Here is a 17,544-nt window from a genome sequence, read left to right as displayed (position 1 = left end):
ATCGCTTCAGGAGGAAGTATGCTCGTACCTATAGTGGTCGAACAAACCGGCAGGGGTGAGCGTTCCTATGACATTTATTCGCGCCTTCTCAAGGATCGGATTATTTTCCTCGGTGGTCCCATCGATGATCATGTGGCGAACCTGGTTATAGCGCAACTTCTCTTCCTTGAGGCTGAGGATCCCGATAAGGATATTCACCTCTATATAAACTCTCCCGGTGGCGTCGTGACTGCCGGTATGGCTATTTACGACACCATGCAGTACATAAAAGCTCCTGTTTCGACGATTTGCGTTGGTCAGGCTGCGTCCATGGGAGCCTTGCTGCTCTCCGGCGGTGAGAAGGGGAAGCGTTTCAGTCTGGTTCATTCCCGGATTATGATTCACCAGCCGCTGGGGGGGTTCCAGGGGCAGGCGACCGATATTCATATTCATGCCCAGGAAATCCTGAAGATGAAGAAGCGCCTCAATGAGATACTGTCCGAGAATTCCGGACAGACACTTGAGAAGGTTGAGGCGGACACCGAGCGTGATTATTTTATGTCTGGTGAAGAAGCAAAAACGTATGGTATTATTGATACAATTATAGAGAGAAAAGCCACCAGCGGAGGTTGTCGGTGAGTAGAAGAAACGACGGCAGCGAAAACCTGACCTGTTCTTTTTGCGGAAAGAGCCAGGATGAGGTGAAAAAACTCATCGCAGGACCGACGGTTTATATTTGCGATGAGTGCATTGAGCTCTGCAATGACATCATCGCCGAAGAGAGCAAGCTTGAAGAAGCTATGGGGCCGGATGCCAAGAAGCTCCCCAAGCCTCGTGAAATCAAGGACGTTCTCGATGAATACGTCATTGGTCAGGACAGGGCGAAGAAGATTCTTGCCGTTGCTGTTTACAATCATTACAAGCGCATCGAGTGCATGGGCAAGCCAAGCGATGTGGAGATGCAGAAGAGCAACATACTCCTTCTGGGTCCCACCGGTTCCGGCAAGACACTTCTTGCCCAGACTCTTGCACGTATTCTCCGGGTTCCCTTTGCCATGGCCGACGCCACCAATCTGACGGAGGCCGGCTATGTGGGGGAGGATGTGGAGAACATCATCCTCAATCTTCTCCAGGCGTCCGACTATGATGTGGAGCGGGCCCAGAAGGGGATTATCTACATTGATGAAATTGACAAGATAGCGCGTAAATCCGATTCTCCCTCCATCACCCGCGACGTTTCCGGTGAAGGGGTACAGCAGGCGCTGCTTAAAATCATCGAAGGTACTGTCGCGAGCGTTCCGCCGAAAGGGGGGCGTAAGCATCCCCAGCAGGAGTTCCTCAAGGTTGACACCTCGAATATACTTTTCATATGCGGTGGTGCGTTTGCCGGCCTTGATAACATCATCCAGCAGCGCATAGGCGTTAAAACCCTTGGTTTCGGTGCCGATGTGAAGAGCAAGGTCGAGAAGAAAGCAGGGGAACTCCTTGTCGAGGTCACCCCTGAGGATCTGCTCAAGTTCGGATTTATCCCCGAGTTCATAGGCCGCCTTCCCGTACTCGCCACCTTGCATGAGCTGGATGAGGCTGCGATGGTGCAGATTCTCAAGGAGCCGAAGAGTGCGCTGGTCAAACAGTACCAGAAGCTCTTCGAAATGGAGCACGTTAAGCTCAAGTTTACCGACGGCTCCCTGGTGGCAATTGCACGTGAGGCCCTGAAGCGCAAGACGGGTGCGCGGGGGCTCAGATCTATCCTTGAAAATGCCATGCTCGATATCATGTATGAGATTCCGTCCCAGAGCATGGTCAAGGAAGTGGTTATCAGCGAGGATGTGATCTACAATCGCGAGAAACCGATCATAGTTTATGAGAGTGTGGCGGAATCCGCCTGACAGAGGACCAGATGCACGAAAATATGGATATCCAGGCAATAAAAAGAGGGGATCTGGAAAGATTCCCTCTTTTACCATTAAGGGACATAGTTGTGTTTCCTCATATGGTGGTACCGCTTTTTGTCGGCAGAGAAAAGTCAATCTCCGCCCTTGAAGCGGCCATGAACGGTAATCGCCTTATTTTCCTGGCTACCCAGAAAAACGCCAAGACAGAGGAACCGGCTGAAGAAGATATTTATTCTATCGGGACGGTTTCACAGGTGATCCAGCTCCTGAAGCTCCCCGATGGAACAGTCAAAGTGCTTGTTGAGGGGAAGAGGAGGGGCGTCATTGCGTCGTATCTCCCCCTTGCCGACTATTTTACGGTAGATGTGCAGCCGGTACCTGATGAATTTGAAACTACTTCCGAAATTGAGGCTCTGGTACGCAGTTCCCGTTCAACCTTCGAAGATTATGTGAAGCTTACCAAGGGAATCCCGCAGGAAACGACCAGTGCTGTCCTGAATATCACTGATCCGGGAAAACTTGCCGATACCCTGGCACCACATCTGAACCTGAAGCTCAGTGATAAGCAGGAGCTTCTTGCGATTGCCGACTCGGGCCGTAGATTGGAACGGCTCCTCGCATTCATGGAGTCGGAGGTTGAAATCCTTCAGCTTGAGAGTAAGATTCGCTCGCGGGTCAAGAAGCAGATGGAGAAAAACCAGAAAGAATACTACCTCAATGAGCAGATGAGGGCGATTCAGAAGGAGCTCGGAGGGAAGGACGACTATAAGCAGGAGATCGCAGAACTTGAGGAAAAAGTCACGAAAGGTAGCCTTTCCAAGGAAGCAAAACAAAAGGCACTTGCCGAACTGAAAAAACTCAAGCTGATGTCCCCTTCTTCAGCAGAGGCGGCGGTTGTCAGAAATTACGTCGACTGGCTTGTTACGCTCCCATGGGGAAAATTATCCAAGGAGAAGCATAACATTGTTGCCGCTGAGGCAATACTCGATGCCGATCATTACGGGCTCCTCAAGGTTAAGGAGCGTATTCTCGAGTTTTTGTCAGTGCAAACGCTCGTTAAGCGGATCAAAGGGCCTATCCTGTGTCTCGTGGGGCCTCCCGGGGTCGGCAAGACATCGCTTGCCCGCTCCATTGCCTCGGCAACGGGACGTAACTTCGTGAAAATGTCTCTGGGAGGCATGCGCGACGAAGCTGAGATCCGTGGGCATCGCCGAACGTATGTTGGTGCCATGCCCGGCAAGATAATCCAGAATCTGAAAAAGGCGGGGAGCAACAATCCGGTTTTCCTTCTCGACGAACTCGACAAGATGAGTTCGGACTTCCGTGGTGATCCGGCGTCAGCAATGCTTGAGGTTCTTGACCCCGAGCAGAATGCACATTTTGGCGATCATTTCCTTGATGTGGAGTACGACCTCTCCAGGGTAATGTTCATTGCGACAGCCAACTCACTTCATGGTATACCGCGACCGCTCCTGGACAGGCTTGAGGTGATCAGGCTCGATGGCTACACTGAACATGAAAAGCTTATGATCGCCGAGCGTTATCTCGTGAAAAAGCAGATGGAGAATAATGGTCTCTCTCCGGAGCAGGTGAGCATCTCTCAGAAAGCGGTTTTGGATATCATCCGGTTCTATTCCCGTGAATCCGGCGTTCGCAATCTCGAGCGCGAGATTGCATCGGTCTGTCGCAAGGTTGCCCATCGGATTGTGAAGGGCGAAAAGAAAAAGATTTCCGTTCTTCCCAAGCAACTTAAGGATTTTCTCGGACCGCAGCGATTCAAAATTGGCATGGCTGAAGAGAAGGACTCTGTTGGGGTCGTTACAGGCCTTGCCTGGACCGAGGTTGGAGGTGAGCTTCTCACCATTGAGGTGGCGATTGTCCCGGGGAAGGGTAAACTCACGATTACCGGAAAACTGGGTGAGGTGATGCAGGAGTCGGCCCATGCGGCCATGACCTATGTCAGGTCAAGGGCCCAGATACTTGGCCTTGAACGTGATTTTTACCAATCTATTGATATTCATGTCCACGTTCCGGAAGGAGCAATACCTAAGGATGGCCCGTCCGCAGGCATTACTATCGTGACGGCAATTACGTCGGCCCTGACCGGCAGAGAGGTGCGTCGTGATATTGCCATGACCGGTGAGGTCACACTCCGGGGTAATGTGCTTCCCATTGGCGGCCTCAAGGAGAAGCTTTTAGCTGCCCGTCGCGGTGGGATAAAAGAAGTAATCATCCCGCGCGATAACCAGAAGGATCTCCAGGAAATTCCCCGCGAAGTGTATGATGGCATGACTATAGTTAATGTTGCCCATATGGATGAAGTCCTGTCCAGGGCTCTTCTTGAAAACATGTTGCCTGCGGTTAATCCCACTGGTGTGTGTATTCAGGATGGGGCATCCAAAGATATAGTAACTGCCCACTGAGTGAAAAAATATGGTTGACAGTCCGTTCTGTGGTCTGGTATAAACTAAATTCCTTTTGAGGCGAGCTTTTAGGTAAGAAATGTTGTCATTTTAGTAGATTATTCCGTTTTTAGAAGTTCGGGGTCGTAGTTAAGTTGGTTATAACGCCGGCCTGTCACGCCGGAGGCCGCGGGTTCGAGCCCCGTCGACCCCGCCATATTTCGGGCGAATAGCTCAGCTGGGAGAGCGCCAGCCTTACAAGCTGGATGTCGGGGGTTCGATCCCCTCTTCGCCCACCATATTACATTGGTAATGGGGTTTCCCTTTACTCCGTTGTAGAAGCACACAGTTGAATATTTTGGGGTCGTAGTTAAGTTGGTTATAACGCCGGCCTGTCACGCCGGAGGCCGCGGGTTCGAGCCCCGTCGACCCCGCCATCTTCAAAAGAGGCCATGCTATGCATGGCCTCTTTTTGTTGTATTGTGGGCAAAGAGTCCAAAGGTCGCCTTTTTTTCTTCCTCTTGACAGTGTGAAATGCAATTATCTATTCTTCACATGGCAGTTGGATTATGGGCCGGACTTCATCAAAAATGGTGATTCGCACGTTGCACTTGTGCTTTGTCATCTGCCAGGGGGGCAAATTCGGGTGAAGGTATACGTTGTCGTACCAACATATAATGAAAGTGAAAATATCCCGGCACTAATTGAAAGTGTCCTGGCGCAACGGGATTATATTCATATTCTCGTTGTGGATGATAATTCGCCGGACGGTACGGGGAAAATAGTCGAGCGATTGAGTGGTGAGAATCCGCGTGTTCATATACTCCATCGCCCTGGGAAAATGGGGCTCGGGTCAGCCTATTGCGATGGTTTCAAGATCGCTCTGCGTGATGGGGCTGATTTCATTATGGAGATGGACGCCGATTTTTCGCACGATCCCTCGACGATACCGATGTTTCTCGACGCCATGGGTAACTTCGATGTAGTTATCGGGTCCAGATATCTTAACGGTGTCAGTGTCGTCAATTGGCCGCTCCGCCGACTGATGCTCAGTTATTTTGCAAGTGTTTATACCAGGGTCATCACAGGCCTTTCCATAAGGGATTGCACCAGCGGTTTCAAATGTTTCAGGCGCAGCGTGATTGAATCCATTGATCTTGATACGATACGTTCCGATGGCTATTCTTTCCAGATTGAGATGAACTACCGTTGTGTCGAACGGGGGTTCCGGGTTGGGGAAATCCCGATTATTTTCATTGATCGCCACGCAGGAAGTTCCAAAATGTCAAAAAAGATCGTCCGGGAGGCGGTCCTTATGGTCTGGAAGCTGAAACTTGGGTCGCTGGTCAAGAAACTGACGCGTAGAGGGGGCACCCATGCTTCATGATGGATGGGCGGTCGTCTGTCAGACCGGGCTATGGGGGTGGATAATGTCGACGATCGTTTTCATTGTGAAGGCATTTCCAAGACGCAATGTCATGAATGTCAAGGAGGGCGGAATCTGGGGAGTTGCCTCTGCCGTCCTTTTCATGGTTTGGATTCTAGGAATGGTTATGGCTTGAGGTTTTTCATGAACTTATTATTTCGTCGCACAATCATTCTGATTATGCTGGCTTTTTGCCTTGCCGGGTGCGCAGGTTTCGGAGCTGAGCCCCTCGCTTTGCGGGATAATACGGTTGACCTTGTCTGGCCATCGCCTCCCAATACGCCAAGAATCAGGTTCCTCCGCGAAATAACGGGGCCAGGGCAGATAATGCCGAATCAGGGGAAACTGGGTAAGCTTTGGCAGCTTGTTACCGGTGAAGAGAATGTTGCAATACCTTTTATGACGCCGTACGGTGTTGTCTTTGATGGCGACTCTACTCTTTGTGTGGCGGATTCAACGGCTCGTGGCGTTCAATGCTATGATCTGAAAAGACGGGAAGTTCACTACTTACGGCAGGCTGCGGACGAGCCCCTCATGAGTCCCGTTGGGGTTGCCCTGGATGCAAACGGCAATGTGCTGGTGTCCGATTCGGTTAATTCCCGTGTGTATCTATTCTCGTTAAATGGAGAGTACCTGCACGAGCTGGGCGAAGGTGCAGCCACTTTTTTGCGTCCTGCCGGTATTGCCGTTGCCTCCAATGGCGATATTTATGTGGTCGATGTGTTGGCACATAAATTGAAGAAATTTGATAAGGCTGGTAGCTATCTCGGTGAGTTCCCCCGTGATGGGAGCGGCGAACCGCTGAATTTACCGTCCAATGTAGCGGTTGACAAGACGGGAAGCGTTTATGTGACCGATTCCATGAATTTTACCGTCAAAAAATATGACCATGACGGTAATTACGTGAGGAGTTTCGGCGAGGTTGGCGATGCTCCCGGTTCATTTGCGCGCCCCCGTGGCGTGGCGGTGGACAGTGATCTCAACGTGTATGTTGTGGATGCTTCCTTCGATAATTTTCAGATTTTCGACCAGCAGGGAAATCTACTTCTTTTCGTGGGCAAGCCTGGCAAGGGAGAGGGAGAGTTTTACCTTCCCAGCGGATTGTTTATAGATAAAAACGACAGGATTTTCATTTCCGACACCTATAACAAACGTATCCAGATATTCGAGTACCTGAGGCAAAGCACACCATGACGGCTAAAGCAGGCTTTCTGTTGACTCTCGTTGTTTTCCTTGGCGCGGTGCTTGGGGGTGGGGCGACTTATGGTGCGGCCGGTCCCAAGATCAGTGCCAGCGGTAATAAGCACAACCTCTCGAGCAGCAATACAGGCGTAACCTACAAAGCGACCAACTCCTCCGATCCCCGTTCGAACCAGATCTGCATCTTCTGTCACACCCCTCATAACGCAAAACCCCAAACGGTTCTCTGGAACCGTCAGGATACTACTCAGCTGTTCGGCCATTATTCGTCAACTACCCTTGCCATTCATACTGATACAACTGCTCGAACCACCAGTGATTACAAAGCCGAACCCAATGGTTCCTCGCGGCTTTGCCTGAGTTGCCACGATGGGGTAACGGCGCTGGGGGCCGTTCTGAACGGTGATGCCATCGAAGTCAACTCAAGTTATTATACTGTTATGGCCGGCTCCAATGTTTTTGACCGTACTAAGATGACCAATTCCCATCATCCTGTTTCATTTGTTTATAATACGGCGGTCCGTGACCGGCTTAATGTACTGGAAGGTGCAGGTACTTACCAGCTCCCGCTAAATACGAAGATCCGCCTGGACAGAGAAAAACGGATGCAGTGCATTACCTGTCATGACCCACATCAGACACAATATAATGATCCTGCTACTCCCTTCTGGGTCATCGATGGAACGAGTGCAACGGATGCTCATGATTCAGTCTGTACGGAGTGTCATACCTTCACGTCACCTGATCTGTGAGAGAGCAAGAATGTTTATGACAAAGATTTTAATAGCCGCAATGTTCTTATCAGCTGTTCCGTTGCCATTGTTCGGGGCTGCATATCCCAAGAATGCGGTTCATCTTGATACAAAAAAGGTAGCAACCGGCTGTTCCACCTGTCACTTGAGCTTTAATTTCAAGGCCGGCGGAGGCCCCGAGACGTGCATAATCTGCCACGGCGATGCGTCGCGGTTGAAAAAAGAATACAAGAATATGCCGCGGAATTTTGCTCCGACTTCCGGAAACCGGAAAAACATAGAGGCCGAATTTGCCAAGACCTACCGGCATCCGACTTTTGATGCCAAAGGGATTCACCGGAGCAATGAGATACTTCCCGAGACGGATTCGCGCATGCCACGTCATGCGGAGTGCGTGGATTGCCACAATCCCCATTACGTTTCCACTGAGAACAAGTTTGCGGGAATCCGGGGGAAACGGGTAGGCAACGTGATTTCGTCCGTTAGCAAGGAATATGAGCTCTGCTACAAGTGTCATGGCGAGAGCACAAACTTGCCGGGCCAATACGGCAACAAGAGAATGGAGTTTGCCACGTCGAATCCGTCCTACCATCCCGTGGAAGATGAAGGGAAAAACACGGCGGTAATCAGCCTCCTGAAACCGTACAAAGAAAAAAAGATCAATGCAGGTGATGTGTCCATGATCTCATGCGGAGACTGCCATGGCAGCGAAAACCCCGAGTCGCCGCGGGGACCCCATGGCTCCCTGTATGAGTTCATCCTTGTGGATCATTATTCGACAAAAGATAACCAGACGGAAACACCCTTTGCCTATGCCCTTTGCTATCGTTGCCATGACCGTTCGAGCATCCTCGGCAACGAGAGTTTCCGCTACCATGCCCTGCATATACAGGGGAGGGGAAGCTCGACCGGCGCCAACGGGACTTCTTGCTACACCTGCCACAGCTCTCACGGGAGCCCCGACAACAAGTATTTGCTCACGTTCAATAAAACTGTTGTTTCGGCGAACTCCCAGGGACAGTTGAAGTTTGTGGAAAAGGGAGTTTCAACATTTCGCGGTGAATGCTACCTCTCATGTCATGGTGTCGACCATAACCCAAAAAGTTACTGACAGTTTTTAGCGGGGAATTATGGGAAAGACATTCAGGAAGCATAGCGTTGCAGTCGGATTGTTCGTTGTGCTTCTCTTCGTTTCATTCGTGGGAAGAACAACTGCTGAAACCGGAGACAGCAAGGGCAATCCACACACCAGCCGGGAAAATTGCGGAGTATGCCATCTGCTCCCCAAGAATAAGCTGGAAAGTTTTTTCACCAGTAGTGCCATGAAGAGGCAGTTGCGCGCCGACCATGTGACCCTCTGCAGGGGGTGCCATGACGTAAGGATTGACCACGGCGTCGGCAAAGCGCCGGAAATGAATCGCGAAGGGCTCCCGGTTGCTGAAGATGGGACTATTACCTGCGCCACAACCTGCCATTCGATGCATGTCAAAAATCCTGCCGATGAAAAGCAGGAATATTACCATCTCCGTCTTCCAATAGCGAAAATCTGTTTTTCCTGTCACGAGAAATAACCCGGAATTATAGTTTTTTTCTGATACTTGGAAAATGCTACAATGCTGTATCTACTCGGTTTTTTAATTCAGTTTTTAGTATTAATGTGCTAAGAGACATGCATGGCCCTCTATACCTGCAAACTCGGATCTACGGAAGGTAGAATCATCATTAAGGAGTTTGAAGCGGCTAATCCCGAGATTCTTCAGGTAAGTCTTGAGGATCAGGGTTTTTTTGTCTTTGAGATAAAAAGAAAGCCGTTCCAGTTCCTGTGGGATAAAGGGAAAAAGCGCCAAAAGGTAGACAATAAGACGCTCCTCACGTTCAACCAGGAGCTTCTGGTGCTTATCAAGGCAGGCCTTCCGATTATCCAGGCGCTGGATACAATCCTGGAGCGTTACGAACGGGGGGCACTCTCGGATATCCTCAAGGAAGTTCGCGAGAATGTGAAGGGGGGAATGGCGCTTTCCGATGCCCTTGAGAAATATCCGAAGGCTTTTCCTCACCTTTATGTGGCTTCAGTTCGGGCCGGTGAACGTACTGGCGACCTTCCGCTGACGATCAGGCGTTACATCGCTTTTCTGAAGCGTGTAGAGGATGTCAGAAAGCGATTCGTCTCGGCGCTTGTCTATCCATCGATCCTCGTTACCGTTGCTTCCGTGGCGATTGTATTTCTCCTGGTGTATGTGGTGCCGACTTTCAGTCAGGTTTATGCCGATGCCGGTTCGCAGTTGCCGCTCCCTACAAGGATCCTGATTGCATTCTCTACAACGCTCAAACATTATTTCCCTTTCCTTATCGCTCTGGTAGCCGGTGTCTGGATGGCTCTGCGGCGATGGGCCGCAACTGAGCGCGGGCGTTATTTTACTGATGATCTTATTATCAGGCTCCCCTTCGTGGGAGAGGTTTTCTCCAAGTTCGCCGTTACTTCATTTACGCGAACGCTTGCCACAGTCATTGGCAGTGGTATTCCCATTGTAGAATCGCTGAAAATGTCGGTTGGCACCCTTAATAATGTGGTGCTTGAACGTCGTCTGCTTCAGGCGGTCGTCAAGGTGGAAGAGGGAATGAGCTTGTCGAATGCCATTGAATCGGTTAAGTTCATGCCCCCCCTGGCTCTCAGGATGCTGGGCGTCGGCGAATCTACCGGGTCCCTGGAGGAAATGCTGAATGATATCTCTGAATATTTCGAGGCAGATATCGATGCCAGGCTTCATCTCCTTACCACGGCCATTGAACCTGCCATAATGGTTATCATGGGGCTTGTGGTCGGAGTAATCATTGTGACCATGTACCTGCCGGTGTTCAAGATCGCGGGTACTGTTGGATAATCCGTGCCGGCTTCCGTTCGCTAGGAATGAGGAATTTGGACAAAAGAGACCATGAATAACGTTTTCAGGCGTAAAAATATCGGAGAAATCCTTGTCGAACGGGGGGCACTGAACCCCGAGGACCTCCCTTTTGTCGTTGAAAAGCTTAAGGTTACCTCCAAGCGCTTTGGCGAAATCTGTGTCGAAGAAGGCTTCATTACCGAGGAAGCTCTCGCATTGGCCCTGTCGGAGCAGTACGGAATAGAATATGTGGATGCCCGGGGGATGCGTCCGAACGAGACGATTCTCAATACCCTACCTCCCGATGCCATCTATCGTTACCGGTTTGTTCCCCTTGAAGAACAGGAGAATAGCCTGGTTATTCTCATCTCCGATCCCACTGACGTCATCAAGCTGGATGAATTGGAACTTCTTCTGGATCGTCCGCTTATCATCAAGCTTGCGACCGATACGGTCATATCGTCAATTCTCAAAAAGGGTGAGGCCACAAGCAGGGTTCTGAAGGAAGTGTCGGAGGACTTCATGCTCCAGCTCGTTCGCGAGAACGACAAAGGGGAAGAAGTCCTCTCCATGGAGAAGATTTCCGCCGATACGAGCCCGATTATAAAGTTGGTCAACTCCACGGTAATGGATGGCCTGACTAGGCGCGCGAGTGACATACACATTGAATCAGCACTTGAGGGGGTCATTATAAAGTACCGGATTGACGGGGTACTTTACCGTGCTACCGAACCTCTCGACATCCATTTCCAGGCGCCGATAATATCTCGTCTCAAGGTTATGAGCGAACTTGACATTTCCGAGCGGCGCATCCCCCAAGATGGCCGGTTTAAGGTCAGGATCGGCGAGAAGGCCATAGATTTCCGTGTCTCCATTATGCCCAGCGCCTTTGGCGAGGATGCGGTAATTCGTATTCTCGACAAGGAAAGCATGGCTTCGGACCTCAAGGGGCTGACACTCGAGACTCTCGGCATGAACCCGCGCGAGATGAAGAGATTGCGGAAGAAAATCCGCGAGCCCTATGGAATGGTTCTGGTGACTGGGCCCACCGGTTCCGGAAAGACCACTACCCTCTATGCCGCCCTAACCGAGATCCATACCGGCGAGGAAAAGATCATAACGATTGAAGACCCCGTGGAGTATGTGCTGAGGGGAATTGTGCAGATTCCGGTCAACGAGAAAAAAGGCCTTACTTTCGCGCGGGGGTTGCGCTCCGTTCTGCGGCACGACCCCGATAAAATCATGGTGGGCGAGATCCGGGACCCTGAAACCGCGCAGATTGCCGTCCAGTCGGCACTGACAGGGCACCTTGTTTTTACGACAGTGCATGCCAACAACGTTTTTGACGTTCTGGGGCGCTTTATCCATATGGGGATCGACCCGTACAACTTTGTTTCTTGTCTGAACTGCGTCATGGCGCAGCGGTTGGTGCGCAAGCTGTGTCCCCATTGCAAGAAGCCGGTAATGCATTCCGATTCGGTTCTCATTGAATCAGGGCTTGACCCGGAACAATGCCGCGACGTAACCTTCTTTGATCCCGGCGGGTGCGACGACTGCAACGGTACCGGTTACCGGGGGCGCTCGGCCATTGTGGAGTTGCTGGATTTGAACGACCATATCCGCGAGATGATCATGTCGAAAACACCGGCGGCCCAGCTCAAGATTGCCGCCAAGGAAGCCGGGACGGTTTTTCTCCGGGAATCTGCCGTGGAGAAAGTCCTGGCCGGAGAAACATCGTTGAAGGAAATCAACCGTGTCACTTTTGTTGAATAATCTGTTGTTCAATTTCCAGATGGAAGGCTTGCATGTTTTTCTCCCATAACGCTGTAGGGATGGAAATAACCTCGCAAGGGGTAAAGATGGCGCTGGTCGGAGGAAAGAAGAGCCGTCCGCAGCTTCTGGCTCAACAAAGCGCCGAGTTTCCCCCTGGGACTTTAAAACTCGTGCACCGGGAACCTAATATCCTGGAGCCTGCTCTCTTCGTCAAGCAGGTGAGGGAAGCATATCTGAAGCTTCTCAATCGTACGAACCTGGTGTCGGTCTCGCTGCCGGACGCCTGCGGGCGTGTTACGCTCATCGAACTGGAGACTCGTTTCAAGAGTCACGAAGAGGGGCGAGACCTGATCCGCTGGAAGCTCAAAAAGAGTCTCCCGTTCGATATGAGCGATATCCATCTCGACTATCAGGTGCTTCGAGAGAAGGAAAACGGCGAAATGTCGGTTCTCGTGGCGGTCATAGCACGGCAGGTGGTCACCCAATACGAGAATCTGCTCATCGAGGCTGGAATACAACCCAATCGCATTGATTTTACGTCCTTCAATCTCTATCGGTTCTTTTCACCCCGGATTGAGATGTGCGATAATTCGCTTTTTGTTGCTTATCACGAAGGAGTTTTGAGCGTCCTCGTCTTTTATGGGGGGGTACTGGAGTTCTACAGGGCTAAGGAGTTATCCGGCCACTCTCCTGATATGAATCGTGTTTTCATGGAGACCAACAGCTCTCTTGTTTTTTATCGCGACAAGAACCCTGGACGCGAGTTTCGCGAATCTTTCTGCTTTTCTCCGCGTGAACATGCGGATATGTTCCGCACCGTTGTTGCAGAGGCTTGCGGTGTCGAGCCTTTCATGCTCATGTCAGACACCTTTGTGGATATTCCCGGGAATACAGCCGGCGGTGGAGCTGCGTTGGATTCCCTGGTCGCAGTCCTAGGCGCTGCAACGAGGAACCTCTGATGGACCTCAGGATTAATCTCTCTACCCGTTATTTTTTCGACACGCGGAAGTTGAATCTCGCTTTGGCGGCCGTTCTTGCTATTCTTGCACTCGTCATGTTTTTCAACGTGAAGGGGCTTGCAACGGACGCCGGCCATGCGAAGCGGCTTGAGGGCGAGATGGCGAAGTTTCAGGCGCGTTTTGCAACTTCGGCAAAAGGAATATCGGAGGAGCAGTATCAGGGGCTTATGAAGAAGATCTCGGCCGCCAACGCTATCCTTGCCAAAAGGGGTCTGAACTGGTTGCTGCTCCTGGACCGACTCGAAGCAGTAGTGCCTGACGGCGTTGCTCTCTCTGCAATTGAGCCTAAACTCAATGACGGCACTTTGACGCTTTCCGGGAGCGCGAAGGGGTTCTCTAACCTGCGTGCTTTAGTGGAAAATCTCGAAGGTCAGCAGGGAGTCTCCGATGTGTTTCTCCTGAATCAGACCGAGATCCGGCAGGGGACTGAACAAAAGGGTATTGGTTTTACCGTCACTTGCAAGGTGGGCTTTTCATGACCTGGGAGCAGATTCGGGAGATAGTCAAATCCAGGAAATGGGCCTTTATCGCTGTACTCGTCCTTGTCTTGGCAAATATTGCAATGGCCGCCTATTCCCGGTTCATTCAACAGCCGGCGCTCGTCAAGCTTCAACAGGAGTGGTCGGAAAAGCGGCTTCTTCTGACGGGTAGCAAGGGAGATCTGACGACTATCTATCGGCAGGGCGAGGCAGATCTGGCGGCTTTTCAGCAACGGATTCCACTTAAGCGGGATTTTACCAGGGTGATGATGGAAGTGTTTGAACTTGCCTCAAACAATGGGTTGAAGGTCAAGGGGATAACCTACAAGCCCGAGCCGATCAAGGAGTCGAATCTCGTAACTTACGGGGTTGTCATGACTCTGGACGGCAAATACGCCGGTATCAAGAGTTTCATCTCCGATCTGCAGTGCTATGGGGGACTGGTGACGATGGATTCCATTTCCCTTTCCAGCAACAGCAGGACAGAGGAAGAGGTTTCTCTCAAGATGCAACTTTCGGCCTATCTGCGAACGGAGGGGAAATGAACCGGCAGAAGCTGATTCTTGCCATCCTTCTTCTCGTATTGGTACTTGCCGCCATTGTCAGCTATGTGAGAATGCCGCGTCAGCAGAAGGTATCGAAACTGGCCTACGCGCCCGGTTCGGTGAATCGTGCCGGCAAGCAGTTACCCGCTGTGCAGCACGATGAAAGAAAACTCCGGCTTGACCTGATGGAATGTCCTCCAAACAGGTTTGCCGGCTTCAAACGGAATATATTCCGTCCAATATTCCATGACGAGACAAAGCAACTGGCGTCGGTGCCGGTATTGCCTCGTCCGGTGCTGCCGCCTCCCATACCGGCGGTGCCGGTTGCCCCGCCGCCGGTTATGCCTGTTGCGCCGCAACCGCCGCAGGTGGTACGGGACATGGCTCGATTCACTTTTTTGGGGTTTCTGAAAAAGGATAACCGTAAAACTATTTTCCTCGCCAGGGACAAGGAGATACTTCTCGTCCGGCAGGGGGACAAGATTGCTGGTAATTACGAGGCGACAACCATAACCGATGATGCGCTGTCGATCCGCTCCCTTGCCGATGGCAGTGAGATGGTTATTCCCCTTGTTGAGAACAGGCCCCTCGCCGGCCAGATACGATAAATGCCACGATGGTTCAAGGAGCTGAGTACATGCGAATCATTTTCAGGATAGCCGCCTTGTTATCGCTTGTTGCGTTCCTTGCGGGATGCGGGGCAGGACTCACCGCGTTCAACAAGGGAGAGAAGTTGGAACGGGATGGAAAGCTGGATGAGGCGGTCATCAAGTATTCCGAGGCAGTTGCCGCCGACCCGGATATGAACGAATACCGCATGAAGCTCCTTAAGGTCAGCGAGAAAGCGGCGCAGGTTCATCTTGAAAAAGGCGATGAATATCTCGCCCAGAAAAACTTTGATGCGGCACTTGTCGAATACCAGTCGGCCGTAGCCCTCGATCCGTCGCTTCATCGCGCGAAACAGGCGAGCGACAAGCTTGTTCGGGTCAAGAATGCTGCCGCATATCTTAAGGAAGGTCAGGAGTTCGAGCAGGGTAACAAGCCAAGGGAAGCACTGCGGGCTTACCGCAAGGCGCTCGATCTCAACGGAGAGAACAAAGAAGCCCAGGAAGCCCTTGAGCGCCTGTTGAGCACAAAAAAGACGCGGCTCGAGGGGTTTGAGCTCAATTTAAAGTCCAACAAGCCGATTACTCTCAAATTCAAGGATGCAAAGCTGAAGGATGTTTTTTACATTCTGACACAGCTTTCCGGCATCAATTTCATCTTCGATGAGGGGATAAAGGACCAGAACGTAACGATACATCTGGAAAATGCAAGTTTTCAGCAGGCCCTTGACCTGCTGACCAATATGAACAAGCTCGGTAAGAAGGTTCTGAATGAAAGCACAATTGTAATTTTCCCGAAAACTCCCGAAAAGTCGAAACAATATGAAGATCTGGTCGTCAAGACGTTTTTCCTGAACACCCTCGACGCAAAGAAGGCGGTCAACCTCCTGCGGACAATGCTGCAGGTGCGCAAGGTCTACGTGAACGAGGAGCTTAACGCCATAGTAGTACGGGATACCCCTGAACTGGTTGAAGTCGCCGGCAAAATTCTTGAAGCCAATGACGTTCCGGATGCGGAGGTTCTGCTCGAGGTTGAAGTCATCGAAGTGTCGAAACGGAATGTGGAGAACTTTGGCCTTGCGTTGAGCAGATATGCGGTTTCGCTTAATACCCTGACTCCCGACAATTCATGGTTGTCCGGCACGTTTACCAACACCACGAAGGATTCGACCGTAGTGTCCGAGGTGACAAAGGGTAGTGAGTTGTTGCAGACATTCTCGTGGAACGGCTACAAGGGGTTTTTGACCGTTCCCAGCGCCTCGTACAATTTCGGCAAGACCATCTCCAATGCCGAGGTGCTCGCGAATCCTAAAATCAGGGTGAAGAACCGGGAAAAATCCAAATTTACCGTTGGTACCAGGGTCCCGATCACTACTACCTCCACAACCGGTACGACCGGCGGTTACAGTGTGAACGTCCAGTATGTGGATGTCGGGGTCAAATTGAACGCTGAGCCAACCATCATGCTCAACAACGAGGTGGCGATCAAGCTGGGCCTTGAGGTCAGCTCGATCATTGCCAAGGAGACGGTGGGGGGCGAGGATTCTGCAACGACGGTCGTCACCATTGGAACCCGCAACCTCGACACGGTACTTAGTCTCAAGGATGGCGAAACGAGCGTCATAGGCGGGTTGATAGAAGATTCGAAGACCAAGGCGAAGCAAAAGATATTCCTGCTGGGCGACATTCCGTTTATCGGGCCGCTGCTGAGCGACAATTCGAACGATACGCAGAAACGAGAGCTGATTCTTGCCATTACACCGCGCCTCGTGCGCTCTGTTACCGTTCCCGAGCCTGATGTGGCTGCCTTCTGGTCCGGCAAGGAGGATGACCCCGCGATCGTCAAGCCGTTCGCGTCATTTGAGCTTGAACCCGAGTTCGCTACGGGGCAGCCTGCTCCTAAATCCGGGAAAGCGTTGTCGCCAGCTCCTGTTGCACCTCCAGTTCAGGCAGTTGTTCCGCAGCAACCCGGAGCGAAGACCCAAGCGCAACCTGCCGTCGGCCCGGCTGCCGCACAACCGGCTGATGCCCAGGCAGTCAAACAGGCTCCGGCGCCGGAGGCCGTCACGCAGCCGTCCACCCAGGCCCAGCCGACAGCACCGCTTCCCCTGCCGGTTGCGCCTGCTGCTTCTGCTGCCGCGGCAACTCAGCCATCCATGCGCGGAAGTCTCAACATATCAGCTCCGGCAGCGGTTGATCTTGGCGCAAAATTCCAGGTGGAGATCAGGGTATCCGATGTTAAAGGGCTTATGAATGCGCCCTTCGTGCTCCTCTACGATCCGATTTTCATAGATTATGAGGGGGCCGTCGAGGGTACTTTCCTCAAGCGCGACGGGAAACCGACCAGCTTCAGCGCCGTGGCGGACAAGGGGAAGGGCAAGGTCACCGTTACAATGGGGCGTACCGCGGCAGAAGGGATCGATGGAGCAGGTTCCCTGCTTACGGCTACGTTTGTCGCAAAGAACAAGGGGCCGGCAAGTCTCGGGCTCCAGAACGTTACCTTCACCGATCAGGCAAACAAGCCGATAACCGTTGTTCCCTATAATACAGTTGTAGAAGTGAAGTGACGGTGAAGTTTTCTGTTCCT

Annotated in this window: 15 protein-coding genes and 3 tRNA genes; all 18 read left to right on the top strand. The window is 51.7% G+C overall.

Features of this window, described 5'->3' with window-relative positions; translation table 11 throughout:
- Positions 1-18 precede the first annotated feature (18 nt).
- The 18 genes from clpP (at position 19) to JZM60_RS14125 (ending at position 17,524) form a co-directional block, all read left to right on the top strand.
- Complete coding sequence (gene clpP, locus JZM60_RS14210; protein WP_207163074.1) at positions 19-618, top strand: ATP-dependent Clp endopeptidase proteolytic subunit ClpP; 600 nt, start codon at positions 19-21, stop codon at positions 616-618.
- Positions 615-1,868 carry an ATP-dependent Clp protease ATP-binding subunit ClpX gene (gene clpX / locus JZM60_RS14205; RefSeq protein WP_207163073.1) on the top strand — a complete coding sequence of 418 codons (1,254 nt, stop codon included), beginning with the start codon at positions 615-617 and terminating at the stop codon, positions 1,866-1,868. The genes clpP and clpX overlap by 4 nt, the downstream gene beginning before the upstream one ends.
- An 11-nt stretch (positions 1,869-1,879) precedes the next feature.
- Positions 1,880-4,297, top strand: a complete 2,418-nt coding sequence (gene lon, locus JZM60_RS14200; protein WP_207163072.1) for an endopeptidase La — start codon at positions 1,880-1,882, stop codon at positions 4,295-4,297.
- A gap of 119 nt (positions 4,298-4,416) precedes the next feature.
- Positions 4,417-4,493: transfer RNA gene (locus JZM60_RS14195), tRNA-Asp, on the top strand.
- A gap of 6 nt (positions 4,494-4,499) precedes the next feature.
- Positions 4,500-4,575: transfer RNA gene (locus JZM60_RS14190), tRNA-Val, on the top strand.
- 61 nt (positions 4,576-4,636) lie between these two features.
- Positions 4,637-4,713: transfer RNA gene (locus JZM60_RS14185), tRNA-Asp, on the top strand.
- A 209-nt stretch (positions 4,714-4,922) separates the two neighbouring features.
- On the top strand, positions 4,923-5,663 hold the full coding sequence (locus JZM60_RS14180; RefSeq protein ID WP_207165618.1) for a polyprenol monophosphomannose synthase: 741 nt from the start codon (positions 4,923-4,925) through the stop codon (positions 5,661-5,663).
- Between the two features lie 183 nt (positions 5,664-5,846).
- A complete protein-coding gene (locus JZM60_RS14175; protein WP_207163071.1) occupies positions 5,847-6,896 on the top strand; it encodes a 6-bladed beta-propeller in 1,050 nt (349 codons plus the stop codon).
- Positions 6,893-7,654, top strand: a complete 762-nt coding sequence (locus tag JZM60_RS14170; protein WP_207163070.1) for a cytochrome c3 family protein — start codon at positions 6,893-6,895, stop codon at positions 7,652-7,654. Before JZM60_RS14175 ends, JZM60_RS14170 begins: the two co-directional genes overlap by 4 nt.
- Before the next feature lie 145 nt (positions 7,655-7,799).
- Complete coding sequence (locus tag JZM60_RS14165) at positions 7,800-8,765, top strand: cytochrome c3 family protein (protein ID WP_241426272.1); 966 nt, start codon at positions 7,800-7,802, stop codon at positions 8,763-8,765.
- A gap of 19 nt (positions 8,766-8,784) precedes the next feature.
- Positions 8,785-9,225 carry a cytochrome C gene (locus tag JZM60_RS14160; RefSeq protein ID WP_207163068.1) on the top strand — a complete coding sequence of 147 codons (441 nt, stop codon included), beginning with the start codon at positions 8,785-8,787 and terminating at the stop codon, positions 9,223-9,225.
- A 102-nt stretch (positions 9,226-9,327) separates the two neighbouring features.
- Positions 9,328-10,536, top strand: coding sequence for a type II secretion system F family protein (locus JZM60_RS14155; RefSeq protein WP_207163067.1), 1,209 nt, complete (start codon positions 9,328-9,330; stop codon positions 10,534-10,536).
- Between the two features lie 51 nt (positions 10,537-10,587).
- Positions 10,588-12,309, top strand: coding sequence for a GspE/PulE family protein (locus tag JZM60_RS14150; RefSeq protein WP_207163066.1), 1,722 nt, complete (start codon positions 10,588-10,590; stop codon positions 12,307-12,309).
- Between the two features lie 59 nt (positions 12,310-12,368).
- Entirely contained in the window at positions 12,369-13,268 is a 900-nt protein-coding gene (gene pilM / locus JZM60_RS14145) for a type IV pilus biogenesis protein PilM (protein ID WP_241426271.1), read from the top strand.
- Positions 13,268-13,807, top strand: coding sequence for a PilN domain-containing protein (locus JZM60_RS14140; RefSeq protein WP_207163064.1), 540 nt, complete (start codon positions 13,268-13,270; stop codon positions 13,805-13,807). Before pilM ends, JZM60_RS14140 begins: the two co-directional genes overlap by 1 nt.
- Positions 13,804-14,352, top strand: coding sequence for a type 4a pilus biogenesis protein PilO (gene pilO, locus JZM60_RS14135; protein WP_207163063.1), 549 nt, complete (start codon positions 13,804-13,806; stop codon positions 14,350-14,352). The genes JZM60_RS14140 and pilO overlap by 4 nt, the downstream gene beginning before the upstream one ends.
- A complete protein-coding gene (locus JZM60_RS14130) occupies positions 14,349-14,960 on the top strand; it encodes a type II secretion system protein PulP (protein ID WP_207163062.1) in 612 nt (203 codons plus the stop codon). Before pilO ends, JZM60_RS14130 begins: the two co-directional genes overlap by 4 nt.
- 29 nt (positions 14,961-14,989) lie before the next feature.
- Complete coding sequence (locus JZM60_RS14125; protein WP_207163061.1) at positions 14,990-17,524, top strand: cohesin domain-containing protein; 2,535 nt, start codon at positions 14,990-14,992, stop codon at positions 17,522-17,524.
- Positions 17,525-17,544: the final 20 nt, after the last annotated feature.

It is taken from the genome of Geobacter benzoatilyticus (assembly GCF_017338855.1).
GTDB classification, from domain to species: domain Bacteria; phylum Desulfobacterota; class Desulfuromonadia; order Geobacterales; family Geobacteraceae; genus Geobacter; species Geobacter benzoatilyticus.
The sequence above is the reverse complement of the archived record's forward strand: the minus strand, read 5'-3'. Positions and strand labels throughout refer to the sequence as shown.